General features: G+C 60.5%; 13 protein-coding genes and 1 tRNA gene. 6 read left to right on the top strand and 8 right to left on the bottom strand.

All coding sequences use genetic code 11. The annotated features are described in order from the left end of the window. Positions 1-157: 157 nt before the first annotated feature. Together BM113_RS09125 and BM113_RS09120 are read right to left on the bottom strand one after the other, a co-directional pair. On the bottom strand, positions 158-2,428 hold the full coding sequence (locus BM113_RS09125) for a CDC48 family AAA ATPase (RefSeq protein WP_089787294.1): 2,271 nt from the start codon (positions 2,426-2,428) through the stop codon (positions 158-160). A 180-nt stretch (positions 2,429-2,608) separates the two neighbouring features. Further along, entirely contained in the window at positions 2,609-2,980 is a 372-nt protein-coding gene (locus BM113_RS09120; RefSeq protein WP_177209136.1) for an Hsp20/alpha crystallin family protein, read from the bottom strand. A gap of 143 nt (positions 2,981-3,123) precedes the next feature. On the opposite strand from BM113_RS09120, the gene BM113_RS09115 reads away from it, so the two are divergent. After that, complete coding sequence (locus tag BM113_RS09115) at positions 3,124-3,447, top strand: DUF5798 family protein (protein ID WP_089787292.1); 324 nt, start codon at positions 3,124-3,126, stop codon at positions 3,445-3,447. A 143-nt stretch (positions 3,448-3,590) separates the two neighbouring features. Beyond that, positions 3,591-4,571: a PLP-dependent cysteine synthase family protein gene (locus BM113_RS09110; RefSeq protein WP_089787291.1), complete on the top strand. Its 981-nt coding sequence runs from the start codon at positions 3,591-3,593 to the stop codon at positions 4,569-4,571. Between the two features lie 154 nt (positions 4,572-4,725). Here the strand turns inward: BM113_RS09110 and BM113_RS09105 are convergent, their stop codons facing one another. The 5 genes from BM113_RS09105 to BM113_RS09085 all read right to left on the bottom strand — a co-directional run bounded on the left by BM113_RS09105 (position 4,726) and on the right by BM113_RS09085 (position 7,591). Further along, entirely contained in the window at positions 4,726-4,920 is a 195-nt protein-coding gene (locus tag BM113_RS09105) for a hypothetical protein (RefSeq protein WP_007142464.1), read from the bottom strand. Between the two features lie 129 nt (positions 4,921-5,049). Next, positions 5,050-5,466, bottom strand: coding sequence for a CoA-binding protein (locus tag BM113_RS09100; RefSeq protein WP_089787289.1), 417 nt, complete (start codon positions 5,464-5,466; stop codon positions 5,050-5,052). 77 nt (positions 5,467-5,543) lie between these two features. After that, a complete protein-coding gene (locus BM113_RS09095) occupies positions 5,544-6,179 on the bottom strand; it encodes an RAD55 family ATPase (protein WP_089787285.1) in 636 nt (211 codons plus the stop codon). A 282-nt stretch (positions 6,180-6,461) separates the two neighbouring features. After that, a complete protein-coding gene (locus tag BM113_RS09090) occupies positions 6,462-7,313 on the bottom strand; it encodes a geranylgeranylglycerol-phosphate geranylgeranyltransferase (protein ID WP_089787284.1) in 852 nt (283 codons plus the stop codon). A gap of 95 nt (positions 7,314-7,408) precedes the next feature. Beyond that, positions 7,409-7,591: a DUF7511 domain-containing protein gene (locus BM113_RS09085; RefSeq protein ID WP_007142460.1), complete on the bottom strand. Its 183-nt coding sequence runs from the start codon at positions 7,589-7,591 to the stop codon at positions 7,409-7,411. Between the two features lie 188 nt (positions 7,592-7,779). Here BM113_RS09085 and BM113_RS09080 point away from each other — a divergent pair. Continuing rightward, positions 7,780-7,854: transfer RNA gene (locus BM113_RS09080), tRNA-Arg, on the top strand. Between the two features lie 270 nt (positions 7,855-8,124). Here BM113_RS09080 and csa3 read toward each other — a convergent pair. Continuing rightward, the gene (gene csa3, locus BM113_RS09075) at positions 8,125-8,802 is read right to left on the bottom strand and encodes a CRISPR-associated CARF protein Csa3 (RefSeq protein WP_245758010.1); all 678 of its coding nucleotides are present in this window, start codon (positions 8,800-8,802) and stop codon (positions 8,125-8,127) included. 412 nt (positions 8,803-9,214) lie between these two features. On the opposite strand from csa3, the gene BM113_RS09070 reads away from it, so the two are divergent. Genes BM113_RS09070 through BM113_RS09060 form a run of 3 tightly spaced genes read left to right on the top strand, consistent with a single transcriptional unit; the run spans position 9,215 to position 14,081 of the window. After that, positions 9,215-10,081 (top strand): hypothetical protein, encoded by an 867-nt coding sequence (locus BM113_RS09070; RefSeq protein ID WP_089787281.1) that lies wholly within the window; start codon positions 9,215-9,217, stop codon positions 10,079-10,081. Next, complete coding sequence (locus tag BM113_RS09065) at positions 10,078-11,007, top strand: hypothetical protein (protein WP_089787280.1); 930 nt, start codon at positions 10,078-10,080, stop codon at positions 11,005-11,007. The genes BM113_RS09070 and BM113_RS09065 overlap by 4 nt, the downstream gene beginning before the upstream one ends. Next, the gene (locus BM113_RS09060; RefSeq protein ID WP_089787278.1) at positions 11,004-14,081 is read left to right on the top strand and encodes a hypothetical protein; all 3,078 of its coding nucleotides are present in this window, start codon (positions 11,004-11,006) and stop codon (positions 14,079-14,081) included. Before BM113_RS09065 ends, BM113_RS09060 begins: the two co-directional genes overlap by 4 nt.

Below are 14,081 nucleotides of genomic sequence, written 5' to 3'. Positions count from 1 at the left end.
AGAATCGCCGGACCCGACGGCGATCAGCCCCGGACGTCCCCCGCCGAAGGCTCGACGGGTCCTGTGAAGGGGACCGCGCCGAACGTCGGGGATCGACGATCGACTATCGATGATCGACGACCGAGTGGTCGCAAGTCAATGGGCGTGAACCGTCCGACTATTCGGCCTCGGTCCCGGTCTCGGCCTCAGCTCCCTCGAGGAACTCGTCGAACTCGCCGGCGCTCGGCCCCGTCTCGAACTCCGCGGCCGACTCGGGTGAGACGTCCTCGAGGGCCCGTTCGAAGTGGTCGCCCGTCAGTTCGATCTCGTCGACGTCGCGGTCCTCGCCTTCGGCCTCGGCGCGGACGTGATCACGGACCGCGATCGTCGCGGCCTCGCGACAGACCGCCTCGAGGTCAGCGCCGGTGTAGCCGGCGGTTTCGGCCGCGAGGTCCGCGAGGTCGACGTCGTCGGCCAGCGGCCGGTCGCGGGTATGGATCTCGAGGATCTCGCGACGGGCCTCCTCGTCGGGTTCGGCGACCTCGACGTGGCGGTCGAGCCGGCCCGGCCGGAGCAGGGCGTCGTCGATCAGGTCCGGCCGGTTGGTCGCTGCGACGACGACCACGTCCTCGAGTTCCTCGAGGCCGTCCAGCTCGGTCAGCAGTTGCGAGACGACCCGTTCGGCGACGTCCGAGTCGCCGACGCCGCTCCCGCGCTCGCTCGCGATGGCGTCGATCTCGTCGAAGAAGATCACCGTCGGGGCGTTCTCGCGAGCCGTGCTGAACACCTCGCGGACGCCCTTCTCGGACTCGCCGACGTACTTGTCGAACAGTTCGGGCCCCTTGACCGAGATGAAGTTCGACTCGGCCTCGTTCGCGACGGCCTTCGCGAGCAGGGTCTTGCCGGTACCCGGGGGACCGTACAGGAGGACGCCCTTGGCGGGCTCGAGATCGACCCGCTCGTAGGCGTCCGCGTGCTCCATCGGCCACTGGATGCTCTCGCGGAGCCGCTCTTTGGCCTCCGCGAGTCCGCCGACGTCGTCCCAGGTGACGTCGGGAACCTCGACGAAGACCTCGCGCATCGCGGAGGGCTCGATCCCCCGCAGCGCGGACTTGAAGTCGTCGACGGTGACCTCGATCTCCTCTAAGGTCTCGGCGTCGATCTCGTCCTGATCGAGGTCGAGGTCGGGCCGGACCCGACGCATGGCCGTCATCGCGGCCTCCTTGGCGAGGTTCTCGAGGTCGGCACCGACGAAGCCGTGAGTGTTCTCGGCCAGGCGCTCGAGGTCGACCTCGTCGGCGAGCGGCATCCCGCGGCTGTGGATGCCGAGGATCTCCTCGCGGCCGTCGCGGTCGGGGACGCCGATCTCGATCTCGCGGTCGAACCGGCCCGGACGTCGGAGCGCGGGGTCGATGGCGTCGACGCGGTTGGTCGTACCGATGACGGTGATCTCGCCGCGGTCCTCGAGGCCGTCCATCAGCGAGAGCAGTTGCGCGACGACCCGTCGTTCGGTGTCGCCGGTGACCTCCTCGCGTTTGGGCGCGATCGAGTCGAGTTCGTCGATGAAGACGATCGCGGGCTCGTTCTCGGCGGCCTCTTCGAAGACCTCGCGGAGTTGTTCCTCGCTCTCGCCGTAGTACTTCGACATGATCTCCGGCCCCGAAATCGTCCGGAAGTGGGCGTCGATCTCGTTCGCTACCGCACGGGCGATCAGCGTCTTGCCGGTGCCCGGCGGGCCGTGCAGGAGCACGCCCTTGGGCGGCTCGATACCCAGCGTACGGAAGAGCTCGGGGTGGCGCATCGGCAACTCGATCATCTCCCGGACCTGCTCGAGTTCCTGATCGAGGCCGCCGACGTCCTCGTAGGTCACGGTCGGGGTCTCGGCACCGTCGCCCTCGAGCGGGCCGGCGGCCTCGACGGCCAGTTCGTCCGGGTCCCGGTCCGCGACCTCGACGTCGATCTCCGTGTCGGCGCCGACGACGACCGTGCCGCTCGGTTCGGTATCGACGACCGTGATCGGGAGCTGTCTGCCGGCCTGCGTCGAGAGGAGCCCGAAGCCGAGCGACAGGGAGAGCCGGTCGCCGGGGCTCACCGCGCGCTCGGAGAGTTTGTCCCGGAGATAGGAACCGAGGTCGCCGCGAACCCGGACGTTCTCCGGGAGGGCGATGGTAACCCGGTCGGCTCCCTCGACGTCCGCGGGCTCGACCGAGACCGGGTCGTCGATCCGAGCCCCGGCGGCCTTCCGTAACTGGCCGTCGATGCGGACGATACCACGTCCCGTGTCCTCCGCGGGCCCGGGCCAGACGCGGGCGACCACTCGTCCGTCCGGTCCGTCGACCGCGACGAACTCGCCGCTCGAGACGCCGAGGTCGTCCATCGTCTCGCGGTCGATCGCGGCGAGGCCGGTCCCTGCGTCCTTCCGTTTGCGTGGTTTGACGCGGAGCTGCATGGTTCCTGTCGGCGATGATTCGGGCGTTCGAAGTCGGAAAACGGCGGGGACGCCCGACGGACGAGGGCCTCGTTCGACCCTCGTCGTCGGGACGAGGGGTTCGCCGGGTTCACCGACGGAACCCGGGTGCCGGTTCACGGGTCGCTGACGGGCTGTCGGTCAGCGACCGGGACCGAGGGCTTACTCGCCCTCGAGCGGGATTGTCTTGCCGCGGGCGGTCGTTTCGGCGGACGGCAGCCGGACCTCGAGCACGCCGTTGGTGTACTCGGCGGTGATCGACTCGTCGTCGACGACCTTGGGGAACCGGAACCGACGGTGGTAGGTCTTCTTCCGACCGCGCTCGTCGTCGACGTGCTCGGCGGCGACGTTGAGCACGCCGTCGTCCCACGCCAACTCGATCTCGTCGGTCTCGAAGCCCGGCATGTCGATCGTGAGGACGAACTCGTCGTCCTCCTCGTACAGTTCGTAGTCGCTACCGCTGTCGCCGAACAGGCGGGACGGCATCTCGAGGCCTTGCATCCAGGTGCTGGGAGCGTTCACTCGGGGCACCATGGCTGTTCACCTCGAATTCAGTAGAAGATTGTTCGCGGTTCGTAATAAATTTGTCGAACCACGTTACTCGATAACACATCGTCTCGAGCCGGAGACTCCGATGGAGGAAAAGGCCCATTACAGAGCCGACACATCGTCCTGGCATGGGACTCGGCAGCACCGCAAAGAAGCTTCAGGGGCTCTCGGATCGGGCCGAAGCGATGTACAAACAGGTACAGCAACTCCAGAAGCGGATCATCAGTCTGGAAGAGGAAATGGACGAGACCCACGACACGGTCAACCGGATCGACCACCAGCTTACCGAGCAGCGCGAACTCCTGCTGGCGATCGCCGACGAACAGGGAATCGACGGCGAGGAGATCCTCGCGGACGCGGCGATCGACGACGTGGACCTCGAGGAGACTGAAGACGCGACTGACGGGGACGCGACCGCGGCCGACGCCGAGGACGGCGAGACCGAAGCCTAACGAGCCGTCGACGCCGAGGAACGCTCATCGGTCGCTCGCACCCGCTTCGAGGGGATTTTCGTACCGGTCCGATCGTTCGGCAGCGCCGGTCCGGGAGAGCGTAAAAGCAAGACCTAACAACAGTGGCAACATTTGCCAGCACAATGACGACCCACGAGCGACCGTTGGAGTCGGTACTCGAGACGATCGGTGACACGCCGCTCGTCCGCGTACAGGATGGCGTCGAGGGCGTACGCATCTACGCGAAACTCGAGTCGTTCAACCCGGGGGCGAGCGTGAAGGATCGGATCGGCCGCTACATGCTAGAGCGGATGCTCGAGCGCGGGGACGTCCCCGCCGGGGGAACGATCATCGAGCCGACCGCCGGGAACACCGGCATCGGGCTCGCGATCGCGGCCGAACAGCTCGGTCTCGACGCGATCTTCGTCGTTCCCGAGCGGTTCAGCGTCGAAAAACAACAGCTGATGGACGCACTCGGTGCGGAGATCATCAACACGCCGACGGAGGACGGAATGGGCGGCGCGATCGACCGTGCACAGCAACTCGCCGAAGAACTGGACGACGCCGTCGTCCCCCAGCAGTTCTCGAACCCGCTGAACGCTGAAGCACATTACGCGACCACTGGCCCGGAAATCTACGAGGCGCTGGACGACGAGGTCGGCGCCGTCGTCGCAGGCTGTGGCACCGCGGGCACGCTCATGGGGATCGCCCGCTACGCCCTCGAGCAGAACCCCGACACCTACGTCGGTGCCGTCGAACCGGAAGGGTCGCTGTACGGCGAGGTCGTCGGCGAGGATCGCGAGGAAGACGAGTACAAGATCGAGGGGATCGGTACGCACGATCCCTCGACGAACGAACTGTTCGATCCCGAACTGGTCGACGAGGTCTACGCTGTCTCCGATCGCGAGGCCCACGACGAACTCGTCCGCCTCGCACGCGAGGAAGGACACCTGGTCGCCTCGAGCGCGGGTGCAGCAAGCGTCGCGGCGAAACGCATCGCCCGCGGGATCGCCGACGGGACGATCGACGTCCCCCACGACACCGTAGTCACCGTCTTCCCGGACTCGAGCGAGCGATACCTCTCGAAGGGAATCTATCGTTCGTTCGACGAGTGGAGTTCGTAACCCGGTCCGCCGACGGCCGGTCGCCGCGCCCCCGGTTCAGAGTGAAAAAGTCAATCCAGGGGACTGACGCGTCGTCTGTGGCTCGGATCGACCTTCGATCGCGACGTTCGATCCCGACCCCGATCTCGACCCTGTCGCTCCACGAACGTCCGCTTCACCCCGGTGCCGGTGGCTGACGGAGCGTAGTCGCGTCGACGACGTCGAGTTCGTCGTCGCGTTCGACTTCCCAGACGCGAAGCACGAGGTGGGCCTTGCAGTGATGTTCCACCATCTCCATCCCCGTATTCCGGTTCTTGAGGACGAGTTGGCACGTCCCCTCGTTCGTACAGCTCCCGGACCGGTCACACATGGGTACTGGTACCGCGTACTCCTCTGTCGAATAAGTCTCTGTCGGTAGCTGGGGTCGAAACCGGCGCATGGCCTTCAAAGCCCGCCGTATCGCGGTATAGGACGATCGCCAGCGTATCGTCGCTCGTCGTCATGTCAGCAACCGCCGGTGTTCGACCTTCATACAGCGATCCTGTACGACGGTCATTCCCGCCCGCTCGGCGCGTACTGTCGCCTCGTCGTCTTCGATTCCCAACTGGGTCCAGATCGCCTCGACGTCGTCGCGCTCGAGCGCCTCGTCGACGATCCCTGCCACCTCGTCGCTGGGCCGGAAAATACAGACCACATCGACGTCGACCGCGTCGTCGAGTGCCGAAAGGGAATCGGCCGCTCGTCGGCCGAGGATTTCGTCGGCGAACGGGTTCACCGGGTACACCTCGTACCCGTGGTCCGCGAGGTACGCCGGGACGTCGTGGGCCGCCTTGCCCGGTGTACTCGAGCAGCCGACGACGGCGACGGTTTCGGCCTCGAGCACCGCTTCGATCTCCGCGTCGGACTCGACTGGCATACCGTAGCGTAGCGGGTTACGGCCTAAACACCTATCGTCCGCTCTCTCGGGAACCTAACGACCAGCGGGGGTCCGTTTCAGGCAGAGAGTCCTGCCGTCGTGATGTCCGGCTCGTCGCCGTCGCCGTCCTCGAGTTCGATCACGCCGTCGAACAGTTGCTTGAGCGTGTTCATCGTCTGGTCGTCGTGTGACGTCGAGTCGATAACGTACAGCCCGAGGGCGTCGGCGCTCTGGACGCGGCCGGTAAAGACGTGCAGGAATCGGAACACGGTCTGGAGGTCCGAGTACATCAACAGCGTCGAAATCGAGTGCAACAGCACCCGATTCTGCGTCGCGCCCCGGTTCTCGTAGAACTCCTGAAGGAACTCGGAGAGTTTGATCCCGATACCGGTCATATCGACCGGCGAAGACGCGTACTTGATCCGCGGATCGTTCTCGACGGCACCGATACCACGCTGTTTCGTGACACAGTCGACGACCCCGACGGGAGCGGTGTCGGACGCGGACTCCTGAGTGTCCAACGACAACTGCTCGAGTACCTTGTCGGCACTGTCCTTGGTCGAAACGACGATCGTTCCGTCGCCGCTGCTCATCCCGCTTCTGAGGATGTCGAACGCGATCTCCCGCTTGCCCGTGAGCGGCGGACCGGCGATAAGGATGTTCGTCCCCGGACCGAGGTCCGTGTCCGGGAGGACATCTACGAGGTCATACATACCAGATACTCACATCCGTCCGTGACCGTCTCGGCAGCCAGCACTCTGTACCAACGTCTGGTATGAAAATACAGGATCCAGTTTATAATCCTTTTGATAGGGGCCACGAACGAGTTCTCCTCGAAGATGGAACGAGCCGAGCCCACCGTGAGATCCGGAACCAGCGCGCCGGGTTTGATTGTCACATTCGGCGGCGGAAGTCGAACGAGACGGAACGCCGAACTGCCAGCGGTCACGTGGTCACACGGCGTTCTGCTGCTGTCGACACCGCCCACACGCCGCTCACACGCCAGTGACCTCGAGCGACGCCCGGCCGACGACGAACGCCAGCGCCGCGAGGAACATCCCGTACTTGAGCCACGACTGACCCGTGGTCGGATCGTCGAAACTTCGGACGGCCGCGGCCAGCATCACCGCGTCCGCGGGCACGACCAGTGCCAGATACACCACATCGAAATACCCGAGCAGGTACGGCACTGGACTCGCCAGAACGCCGATCGTCAGCAGAATGGCCGCGATCCACAGCGCCCGCTGCTCGCCCACCGCGATCGGTAGCGTGTTGAGCCCCTCCTCGCGGTCCCCCTCGAGATCCTCGACGTCCTTGACGATCTCGCGAGTCAGGGTCGCGATCGCCGCGAGCAAGAAGAGGACGACCGCCGGGCCGACCTCCCCGACCGCCGCCGCACCGAACAGGAACGTACTCCCAACGAGGTACGCGACCAGCGCGTTCCCCAGCCCCGGCAGTCCCTTGAACAACTCGGTGTAAGCCACCAGACTCAGGAGGTTGATCCCCGCGATCGCGATCGCAAGCGTCGGCAGCATCACCGCCAGCACGACTGCGACAGCGAAAAGGACGATACTGAACGCGAGCGCTCCACGCGGACTCACCGCTCCCCGCGGGATCGCCCGATCGGGCCGATTAATCCGATCGATTTCGCGGTCGAAGTAGTCGTTGATGGCGTTTCCGGCACCCACCGCCAGGCCGGTCGCGGCTACCGCCGCCGCTACCTCGGCGGCGTGATCGGCGATCCCACCGGCGACGAACGCACCGATGAACGTCAACAGGCTCGCGGCGATCACGTTCACCGGCCGCGTCAACTCGAGCAACCCTCGGACCGTCTCCCGCGCTGTCATGGCACAGCGGTGAGTGGTCAGGCCGAGTGGTTAAACGGTGCGATCCGACTCGCAACGGAACCGCAACAGGAGAATTCGTCGACCGCGCCGTTCGGCTATCGCCACTCCTCGAGATCACAGAGGAGATCGTCCTCGACCGAGATCCACTTCGTGATCCGGTCGTCCCCCGTCGCGTCGACAGGAACCGCCGTCCAGACCTCCTCGTCGTCCGTGAGCAACTCGAGGGGCTCGTCCGCGGACTGACCATCGTCGGGGATGGGGGCCTCGTTCAGCGACATATCCGGTCGTAGGATCTCCACTTAAAGACCGCCGTCGCTGATTTTCATCGACCGGGAATTCGGGTCGAGTCGTAGCGGAGTCGGGGCCCTCGAGCCGTGCCGAATCCGGGCAGGGCGGTGTGGTTTCGCCTATCAATCGTAGTGGGAATCGAGACACTTATACGGAACCCGCGGAAATGAACGGGTGCGGGCGCTTAGCTCAGTCTGGACAGAGTGCTTGGCTTCGGACCAAGTTGCCGCGGGTTCAAATCCTGCAGCGCCCATTCGTTTTCCGAACGGATCACATTCGCAAGACGGCGGTACATCGTTTATAAACGAGCCGCCGATCGCGCATTTGATTTCGTTCGATTATCGAACGGGGGTTCCTGCTGTCCTGCGATTCGCCAGGATTTACTGGACAGTCCAGGGACATAAATCTCGGTTCTGACCGTTTCCATAGGACACAATTCAATGCAGGTCTGGAATAAACATCACAAAGATGTCTATTCTCCAAGATAGTGATAATGCCGCTAGAAGGGACAGAGCGGATCGTTTCAGATAACGTTAGCAGCTCTTGTCTTTAGGAAAATCCGACCACTGTCGGTGATTTCGACCGTTTTGCTTCTCCCATTCTTTCTGGTCCGCACGAAGCCCGCGGATTCTAGGCTATTGATATGGCGTGCGATTGTACTCTTCGACTTATCAAGCTCATCTGCTATTTCACTTATTGATAAAACTGTATCCAGGTCGTGGAGGTCGGCGAGAAGGGTCGCTTCAGCGTCCGAAACTTCCCCGCGGAGATTCAAGCGTGGTAACCGTCGGACACTGCTATCTATATCGCCTACTTGGAGCACTGTGTCGATATTTTCACCACTAGTGAATGTCGCGACTGTTAGTGGCAACAGTAATTCCCGCGCACCACCACCCAAAATAACGATGGTTTCACCTTCCGATGCTTGGATGAGATCAGCACAGTATAACGTTGTCTCGACAAAATCTGTGTACGGTAGATGCTCTGTTTCTAAGTCTAGGTCCGGGACTACTTGCGTCAGAACATTTTGAACTTCCTGAAAAGCATCCTCTCCTCGATCGGAACTGCTTGCGGGTTGCAGTAATACGACTTGATCTCCTGTCTCTATACCTTCACTCAAAACTGGTCTGACTACGCGTCGACTATCGAATCCCAATGGAGCGAGGTATGTGCGCATATCGATAGCATCTGCTCGAAGCATCGTTACTGTTCCGGAATAGTGCAACAGTGCGCACTATATTCGAACAGGAGCGACGAGAAGGGTCCAGAAATCACTGGCACATCCGATGTCTTGGTTTAGTTCGCGATCTACCGTATCGCATTATCGCAACTCACGTCTAACTGTTTCATCGCCGATAATTATATGATGATTCGACAGAGAGTGTGAAGTGTTCGCTCATCTCGCCGACGGGGCGAGTAGAGGCATCTATGGAATTATAACCTTCCCGACAGTTTTATGTGGGTTCCGCTCTGACTGCTATGCGTTCGCACCCTACGTTCACGGCCTGAGAAGGCCGAGAACGACGTAGCGATAGCTACGGTCAATGGGTGCGTTCAGACGGCGTCCATCCCACACCGACGCCGAAACCAACTCCCAAGCGATCACCAGAACGATGCACGATCCACCCGACTCAGAGACGCCAGCATTAGCGGACTTCATCGGAACACGAGATTCGTTTCTCGTGATTCGGGATCCGCAACTAGCAAAGACTGGTTCCCAAGCACGTGCGCAACTCAGATCGTTGCCGTTCCTCGCCGAATTCGGCCTCGATAGAGTCTCGCATCCCGAAATATACGACAACGGGTTGCGACTCGTCGAGTACGAACTGTTTCCGAACGAGGATCTCCGAGAGAATGGGGTGGATGGTGTCGAGTTTCCACTAGTTCACTACGTCAGCCAAGAGATGCTGACGGGAGAACTACGGGACGAAGACAGTACGTTCGACGATCAGGATGTTATTCGGCGGCTGCTGCGGAAGCGCCCGGAAGGTCTGCCATATGTGCTCGTCACTGATACGAGTACACCGAAGATGCCCCGTCATACGAAGAAACCGGGGAAGTCGTTCATCGACGAGTTCGAGTGCACGGTCACCGATTACAAAGGACTGCTGAAGCGGTACATACAGTACAACCTCGACTCGGATCTACCGCTATCAACAACGCAGAATCTGTTCTTCCATCAGATTTCTGCGCATCACAAACAGGAGGGTCTCGAGGCAGGCTCGATTCCGGTACTCTTCGATTACACGCAGATTCCGGCTGACAGTCCCGCCTGGGCACCCCTCTACTACCTCATTCGAGAGGACGTAGACCGTGTACTGGAAGATTACTCCGAGCGCATCAGAGAGGCGCTCCGTTCGTGGACTGAGCGCGGGCCCACGCAGAAAGTCGCGAACAGCATGCTCGATATGCTCGAACGTGTAGAATTCGAGGAAGATCGATTAGACAGTTATCGTTATCGCCACCAGGAGGACATATGAGTACAACATACACACCGGCGACCAACAAGCCGGACAAACTACTCACCGGGTTCATCTCGGTGCGAGCACCGGAGCTAAAACACATCTACGGCTCACTTCAGGGGACCACCAGTGTCTCGGAAGTCACGAGCAAATTCGGTCGACCAGCCACCGGCGGTGAGGTGAAAACCGATCACGTCGAAGGGTCACTTCGTTTCCTGAATGCGGTCGATCTCGTCGAGAGTCCGACCGGAGACATCAAAGATACGGTCGAACCCATTAACGAGCGGCACTTCGAGGGTCTCCCTTTCGAAGCACAGTTGCTATACCACTGCAATCAGCAGGACGGTCGTCAGTCCCACTTTGGGGATGTTCACCGTGCCCTATTGAGTGAGGGGAGCCGAACGGTGAACGCTGGCCGAGACAACCTTCGAACCATCCTGAAGCGCGAGACTGACTACGACTTCAGTTGGACCGACGAGAAGATCGACATGTGGGTGACGTTGTGCGAGCAACTGGGTCTCGTGTCGGAGACCGAGGACGGTCTCGTGCTGAGCCCCTGTCGGGCAATGATGTACGACGCGCTCATACTCGCCCCAACTAGTTCGGGAGAGGACGCAGGCTACGACGGAGAGACAGTTGAAAACGGTGAATTCCGACGCGCACTCAACTGGATCAACGACAACTTGTTCACCGTCTACAAGGCACGAACTGGAACGCCGCGGCTTCACCCTGCAATCGCTGACGTCCTCCGTAACATGGAGGAAGATGGGGTCTTGTCCCTGTCTGCACCCGGCGACGCGCAGAACCAGGTAGAAGTGCCACCAGCAGACCTCGACGATGACGTCCGCGGAAACAGACGAAGCGTGACGCACGTTTCGATTCATTCTCGACCGGACGAAACGGCGTATCAGTACCCTCTCGACCAACTTCTCACTCACCAATGAGCCAACAAATCAAAGATTCACCGGCCAGCGGAGAGATGCCCCAATACTGGGACGACGAGGAAGTCGACCACTTCATCACGTCGGAAGCCCATACGAAGAAGAAGACGCCCGAACAGTTCCGAGAGACCCACGTCGACATCGATCGGATTTACGCAGACACGCTGACCCCACTCGGTATCTCGGGCGACTTCGTTACCCAAGAGAACGTACTCGACGCGATTACTGCGTCGAATATCGACGACCCGAACCGTATTTTCATCCTCCGTGGTGAACCCGGATCGGGTAAAAGCCAGCTCTGTGAGTGGACAAAGTATCAGATCAATGGTTACGGCGAGGATGACGATGGCGTCGAAGATTACGTCGCCTTGCACGTCTCCCGTAGCCAGACCCGAATGGATCAGATCATCGACGTCCTCACTGAACCACTCGACGTCGATACTGATGTCAGAAACATCGACGATCTCGACCCCGCCGATGCGGCGAGCGCCATCGTCGAGTATATGCGCGGTATCTGGTCGACCGAACACTTTTCAGACCAAGAAATACAGGAACTGACCGAGAGCAGAGGCGATAATAGCGACCTGCGAGAAATCTTCGCCAAGAACATCAGGGAGTATCAGGAAGCTCTCGAGTCTCGTGACGAGAATCCCGATTTCAATCTGCTAACCCGCGCAGATTTCCGCACTCTACGCCTGCAACTGAGCTTCAGTACGAAGCTCACGGAGAACAAAGACGTTCTGTACTCTGTCTTGAAGAACGAGGCTCACGAATACCTTTCCCGCAATCTCGTGGGCGACTTCAAGGAACAGCTACAGCAATACTCGGAGATGTATCAAGAGCGCGGTATCCGGCCGGTACTCATCTGTGAGGACCTCACGACGTTCAGCGTCCTGAAAGAGCAACTCCTAGACCACATCTTCGAACTTAGTAGTAGCAGCTACGACATCGTCCTCGGTTGGACGATCGGTTGGGAGCAGGACAACATCGACGACGCCCTCGCTCGCGAAGACGCAGCGACGTACATGCAAGGCCGATCCGAGGGGTACCTAACGATGACCGACGAGAACGGCGAGGCGTACTTCCTCGACGACGATGCTTCGGTAGCCCTCGCCCGATCGTATCTAGGTGCCATCGAACGGAATTCTGATGCGGCAGATGCGCCTCAGGACGTTGCAGAAGCTTTCGACGGTTTATACCCGTTTAACGAGCGCTTCATACACGTCGCTTATCGACAGCTAAACGACGAGGGAAGCAACCGGAAGACGCCGCGACTGTTGCTTCTTCGAGTGGTAAAGCACTGTCTCAAGTCGACGTGGGCACCTTACGAAGCGATGAAGTCGAACTCGTTCGTCGACACGCCGACCTTCGAGATCGACATGAAATACGACCAAATCTACCAAGACGTCAGCCGCTGGTACGGAGTTCCTGTCGAGGACGGCGTCGGGGTCAAGGTCGGCATCTTCGAAACGTTCGGTATCGAACTACCGGACGACGACACTGCCGCTGTGAAAGGCGATTACGTCGTGTTCGACAAGGGCAAGGGGAGTGCGGTACTCGATAAGATCAAGAACCCGCCGGTACCGGATCACGAGGTCGATACCGAGGACGACGGAGACGATACAGAAAGCAACTCTTCTGAGGTCGAAGACGGCGAAGAAGCAGCAGACGACGAGGATCCAGAAGACGAGCAGGTTGAGGTCATCGACGAACCAGAACTGAGCGAGGAAGAACGCGAGCGACAGCGCAAATTCCAGGAGTTCCAAGACTGGGTCACGAGCGGCGAAGAGTATCCCAGTTCGGACACGCTCCACGACGGCGCAGTCGCCGTTCTCGAACGGTGGCACAACCCTACGCGCCTGAGTAATCCGAACTCCTCGACGCGGTCGGTCGGTGGGATCTACTACGCTCGCGGCGACAGTATTCCGGTCTCCATTCAAGGGGACCAACAACGCCAAGCTAGCGTCGACATCGAACTCGAATGGGGCGCAGAACACGCCGATCTCTACACACCGATGCTGGAGTACGGACTGTTCGATATGTTCGACCCTACGACGACGAACTTCGATCAGCTCCGTGCGTGGGCAGACACTAACGTCGCCCAGTTCCAGCATGAAATGCGCGAAGAGATCGAGGACTGTCTTCCCGAGGAACTCACGATAGAGAAAACGCTGGTCCTCGCACAGTTCTTCCTTATCAACGCTGCCCGTGGAGTTGAGGTCGACGACGATCAGATCCCCACAGAAATCGTCTTCGAGGAGTATGACAGCAATCAGTCGTACGGTAAACCGATCGTCGAAAACTTCGATCGAGATAGCGCGTTTGGACAGGCGTTCACCGACCTCACCGTGTCGTCGGGGGATATTAGTGACCTCATCGAGGGGTTCTTCCTCCTCAAATCGAACGTCGTAGACTACGAGCGCCTGTCTGAAGCACGTAGGGAGGTTGCCGAAGACCTCGAGGCACACGTCGACGCTGCGATGGTCATCGATACCGACGAACTCGCTGACGCGTACAAGGTCGGAACGACGCGAAATAACGCCAATACCAAGGTATCGAGTCTTTTCGATCGGATTTCGGATTACGCAGCAGAACTCCAGCGGCTCACGGTCGACGACGACGCATCACACATCCAGGACGCGCTTGAACCCGTTGAACGGTGGTACGACAGCGGCCATACGGTCGACCAGCTCGCAGAGTGGTTCGAGACGTTGTATCAGTGCGCAGGTGCGATGGACGTTCCGATCAAGTCGAGTTACGAGGACGCCTACGAACTGCTCACCGAATCGCCGGAGGAAGTGAAGCTCACGGCCTTCCGTGATGATGTCAAGCAGTTCCGTAACATGGGTGACGCAACCGGTGTGACGTTCATCGCTCGACTTCACGACTTCGCCCGGAGCCAAGACGAACAAGCAGCGTGGGAGATATACGAGGCGTTCGACTCGCTGATCAGCGATCTCCAAGACCAGGAACACGCTACCGGGGCCGATCTCGAACATCGCATCAAGCAACTCAGCGAGTACAGTAACTACGAGCAGAAGCGCCAGTCGATCGTCTCTCTGACGGAGGATCTGTAA

The sequence above is a fragment of the Natronobacterium haloterrestre genome, assembly GCF_900112205.1.
Classification (GTDB): Archaea; Halobacteriota; Halobacteria; order Halobacteriales; family Natrialbaceae; genus Natronobacterium; species Natronobacterium haloterrestre.
Note: the sequence above shows the minus strand (reverse complement) of the source record. Positions and strands in the feature narration are given on the sequence as shown.

What these genes read in the sequence shown, in the direction of transcription:
- BM113_RS09125 (WP_089787294.1), bottom strand. Translation starts at nt 2,428, where the DNA reads ATGCAGCTCCGCGTCAAACCACGCAAACGGAAGGACGCAGGGACCGGC.
- BM113_RS09120 (WP_177209136.1), bottom strand. Translation starts at nt 2,980, where the DNA reads ATGGTGCCCCGAGTGAACGCTCCCAGCACCTGGATGCAAGGCCTCGAG.
- BM113_RS09115 (WP_089787292.1), top strand. Translation starts at nt 3,124, where the DNA reads ATGGGACTCGGCAGCACCGCAAAGAAGCTTCAGGGGCTCTCGGATCGG.
- BM113_RS09110 (WP_089787291.1), top strand. Translation starts at nt 3,591, where the DNA reads ATGACGACCCACGAGCGACCGTTGGAGTCGGTACTCGAGACGATCGGT.
- BM113_RS09105 (WP_007142464.1), bottom strand. Translation starts at nt 4,920, where the DNA reads ATGTGTGACCGGTCCGGGAGCTGTACGAACGAGGGGACGTGCCAACTC.
- BM113_RS09100 (WP_089787289.1), bottom strand. Translation starts at nt 5,466, where the DNA reads ATGCCAGTCGAGTCCGACGCGGAGATCGAAGCGGTGCTCGAGGCCGAA.
- BM113_RS09095 (WP_089787285.1), bottom strand. Translation starts at nt 6,179, where the DNA reads ATGTATGACCTCGTAGATGTCCTCCCGGACACGGACCTCGGTCCGGGG.
- BM113_RS09090 (WP_089787284.1), bottom strand. Translation starts at nt 7,313, where the DNA reads ATGACAGCGCGGGAGACGGTCCGAGGGTTGCTCGAGTTGACGCGGCCG.
- BM113_RS09085 (WP_007142460.1), bottom strand. Translation starts at nt 7,591, where the DNA reads ATGTCGCTGAACGAGGCCCCCATCCCCGACGATGGTCAGTCCGCGGAC.
- csa3 (WP_245758010.1), bottom strand. Translation starts at nt 8,802, where the DNA reads ATGCTTCGAGCAGATGCTATCGATATGCGCACATACCTCGCTCCATTG.
- BM113_RS09070 (WP_089787281.1), top strand. Translation starts at nt 9,215, where the DNA reads ATGCACGATCCACCCGACTCAGAGACGCCAGCATTAGCGGACTTCATC.
- BM113_RS09065 (WP_089787280.1), top strand. Translation starts at nt 10,078, where the DNA reads ATGAGTACAACATACACACCGGCGACCAACAAGCCGGACAAACTACTC.
- BM113_RS09060 (WP_089787278.1), top strand. Translation starts at nt 11,004, where the DNA reads ATGAGCCAACAAATCAAAGATTCACCGGCCAGCGGAGAGATGCCCCAA.